The organism is Pelomonas sp. KK5, assembly GCF_001984095.1.
Lineage (GTDB): Bacteria > Pseudomonadota > Gammaproteobacteria > Burkholderiales > Burkholderiaceae_C > KK5.
The window spans coordinates 1-3,407 of the sequence record NZ_LYVQ01000383.1 but is presented as its reverse complement, the minus strand read 5'-3'; the positions used below and the strand labels follow the sequence as shown (position 1 = coordinate 3,407).

The window sequence follows — 3,407 nt, the reverse complement described above, 5'->3', positions numbered from 1 at the left end:
GCAGTGCGCAGCGCGTGCTCGCGCGGCTGGACGGCCGGGCGCAGGCGCTCGATGCGCCTGCGCTCGCCCGGCTGGAGCCCGCGCTCGCGCCGGTGGCCCGGGCGTGGCTGCTGCCGGGCGAGGCGCAGATCGATCCGCCCGCCGCGATGGCCGCGCTGCTGCGCGATGCCGAGGGCGTGACGTGGCACTGGCGGCGGCCGGTCGACGACGTCGCCGCGCTGCCGTGCGATCTCGCCATCGACACCCGCGGGCTCGGCGCACGTAACGCGTTACCACTGCGGGGCGTGCGCGGCGAGACCGCCTGGCTGCACGCGCCCGGCCACGGCCTCGCGCGGCCGGTGCGCCTGCTGCATCCGCGCCACCGCGTCTACCTGGTGCCGCGGCCGGATGACCTCGTCTTCGTCGGCGCCACCGAGATCGAGAGCGAGGACCGCTCGCCGGTCTCGGTACGCAGCGCCGTCGAGCTGATGAGCGCGGCCCACAGCGTGCTGCCCGCGCTGGCCGAGGCCCGCATCCTGCGGCTGGACCGCCACCTGCGCCCCGCCCTGCCCGACCACCTGCCGCTGATCGCGCGCGAGCCCCGCGTGCTGCGCATCAACGGCCTGTTCCGCCACGGCTGGCTGCTCGCGCCGGCGCTGGCGGAGGATGCCCTCAAGGAGATCGAGCGATGAACATCGAGATCGACGGACAGGCCCGCGCCGTGCCGGAAGGCACGACCCTCGCGGCCCTGCTCGAAACACTGGGCCAGGCGCCCAACGACGCCGCCACCGCGGTCAACGGCGCCTTCGTCGCCCGCGGCGCGCGCGCCACCCACCTGCTGCAGGACGGCGATGCCGTGCTGCTGTTCCGCCCCATCACCGGAGGTTGAAGCCATGAAGCAAGACCTGACCCCGAACGACGGCTGGACCGTGGCCGGCACGGCGCTCACCAGCCGCTTCCTGCTCGGCACCGCCGGCTATCCCTCGCCCCAGGTGCTCGCCGACGCGATCGCCGCTTCGCAGACGCAGATCGTCACCGTCGGCCTCAAGCGCACGCTGGCGGCCGGCGGCGACAACGGCTTCATCGCGATCATCCGCGAAGCCATGCGCACGAACGGCGCCCGCCTGCTGCCCAACACCGCCGGCTGCCGCAGCGCCCGCGAGGCCGTGCAGCTCGCCCGCATGGCCCGCGAGCTCTACGACACGCCCTGGCTGAAGCTCGAAGTCGTCGGCGACGAGCACACGCTGCAGCCCGATCCCTTCGAGCTGCTGCAGGCGGCGCGCGAGCTGGTGGCCGAGGGCTTCGTCGTCTGGCCCTACTGCACCGACGACCTGGTGCTGTGCCGCCGCCTGCTGGACGCCGGCTGCCCGGTGCTGATGCCCTGGGGCGCGCCGATCGGCTCGGGCCAGGGCCTGCTCAATCCCTTCGCGCTACGCACGCTGCGCGAGCGCCTGCCCGATGCCACGCTGATCGTCGATGCCGGCCTCGGCGCACCCTCGCATGCCGCGCAGGCACTGGAGCTGGGCTTCGACGCGGTGCTGCTGAACTCGGCCGTAGCCCAGGCGCGCGACCCGGTGGCGATGGCTGGCGCCTTCCGCGATGCGGTGCGCGCCGGCCGCGCCGCCTGGCGGGCCGGCGTGATGGCGCCGCAGGATTTCGCGGTGGCCAGCACGCCGGTCGGCGGCGAGCCGCTGCTGCTGGGAGCGGCGCCATGAAGCGCATCACGCGGGAGGAGGCGGCCGGGCTGCTCGGCCGGCCCCGGCTGATGCGCGATGAGCTGCCGGCCGCCGCCGCCGCGCTGCGCGAGCGCGGCCTGGCCGAGGCCCTGCTCATCACCGGCGGCCGCGAGCGCCTCGCGCTGGACTGGCTGGACACGCCGCATGCCCGCGGCTGGCTGGCTTCGCCGCGCCGCGGCGGCGCGTTGGCGCTTCCCGAGGGTTTCGTCGCCGCCGACGCGGCGGTCCTCGCCCGCTTCGCTGCCGACGACGCTTTCCCCTGGCTCAGCTTCGGCGAAGCGCCGGTCTTCCACGAGACGCCGCCCCCGCCCGCGCCGCCGCTGGGCCTCTACGCCATCGTCGACAGCGCCGAGCGCGTGCGCGCCGTGCTGGCTGCCGGCATCCGCACCATCCAGCTGCGCATCAAGGACACCCCGCCCCGGCTGGCCGCCGAGATCGCCGAGGCCGCGCAAGCCTGCCGCGCCGCCGGCGCCCGCCTGTTCGTCAACGACCACTGGCAACTCGCCTCCGCCTGCGGCGCTCACGGCACCCACCTCGGCCAGGAAGACCTGCTGGCGATGAGCGAGCGCGAGCGCGGCGAGCTCAAGCTCAGCGGCCTGGCCCTGGGCATCAGCTCGCACAGCCCCTGGGAGCTGGCCCGCGCGCGCAGCCTGGCGCCGGCCTACATCGCCTGCGGCCCGGTCTGGTCGACGCTGACCAAGGCGATGCCCTGGCGGCCGCAGGGGCTGGACAACCTGCGCTGGTGGTGCGCGGTGGCGGGCGTGCCGGTGGTGGCGATCGGCGGCATCCTGACGACCGAACAGATCAGCGCCGCCGCCGGTTGCGGTGCCGACGGCGTCTGCGTGGTGCGGATGCTGGGCGATGAGCCGGCCGTCACGGTGCCGGCCATTCAGCAGGCCCTGGGCCGCACGTTCGCCCCAACAACGTGCCGGATTCACGCGCGCCCCGGGGCGGCGCTGCCCATAATCCGCGCGACCTTGGGTTGACCCTAACCTCATATTCGCACTGACTGCCCCATGCCCTCGTTGAAGAACCTGACCATCGCGGCCAAGCTGTACGCGGCCTTCGCCTTCATGCTGGTGCTGCTGATCGGCGTGGCGCTGTTCGCCTGGACGCGGCTGCGCACCGTCCAGGACGATTCGCACACGATCAGCACCAACTGGCTGCCCGCGGTCAGCGCCGCCCATGCGATGGAGACCGACCTGGCCAACTACCGCATCGGCCTGCTGCAGATGGTCACCTCGCGCAACCCGGACAAGACCAAGGCCGCGGAGGACGCGATGACTGCCGCCGGCCAGGCCTTCAAGGGCCATGCCACCGCCTACGAGAAACTGGTCAGCAGCGAGCGGGAGCGCGAGCTGTACCAGCGCTTCAGCACCGCCTGGAAGAGCTATTACACCCACACGCTGACGATCGCCGGCCACATGCGCGACAGCAACTACGACGACGCGGTGCGCCTGCAGAACGGCGATGCGCGCAAGGCCTACGAGGAATCGTCCAGGCTGGCCGCCGAACTGGTCGCTCTGAACGAGCGCGGTGCCGGCGAGTCGGCCGCCAATGCCGACGACACCTATGCCAGCGCCGTGCGCCTGCTGCTGCTCGTGGCGGTGCTGGCCGCCGTGGCGGCGGCGGTGATGGCGGTGACGCTGGTGCGCGCCGTCACCCGGCCGCTGGCCCGCGCGGTGCGCGCGG

The 3,407-nt window shown here is 73.8% G+C and carries 5 protein-coding genes; all 5 read left to right on the top strand.

Going from position 1 to position 3,407, the window contains the following annotated elements:
- The coding region (locus B0W88_RS30660; RefSeq protein WP_144007090.1) for an FAD-dependent oxidoreductase at positions 1-671 on the top strand (671 nt) is incomplete at its 5' end.
- Positions 668-868 (top strand): sulfur carrier protein ThiS, encoded by a 201-nt coding sequence (gene thiS / locus B0W88_RS30655; protein WP_077038275.1) that lies wholly within the window; start codon positions 668-670, stop codon positions 866-868. The genes B0W88_RS30660 and thiS, both read left to right, overlap by 4 nt.
- A gap of 4 nt (positions 869-872) precedes the next feature.
- A complete protein-coding gene (locus B0W88_RS30650; protein ID WP_077038274.1) occupies positions 873-1,694 on the top strand; it encodes a thiazole synthase in 822 nt (273 codons plus the stop codon).
- Positions 1,691-2,701, top strand: a complete 1,011-nt coding sequence (locus tag B0W88_RS30645; RefSeq protein WP_077038273.1) for a thiamine phosphate synthase — start codon at positions 1,691-1,693, stop codon at positions 2,699-2,701. The genes B0W88_RS30650 and B0W88_RS30645 overlap by 4 nt, the downstream gene beginning before the upstream one ends.
- Before the next feature lie 30 nt (positions 2,702-2,731).
- Positions 2,732-3,407 (top strand): MCP four helix bundle domain-containing protein (locus B0W88_RS30640; protein ID WP_144007089.1); only part of this gene is annotated, 676 nt, incomplete at its 3' end.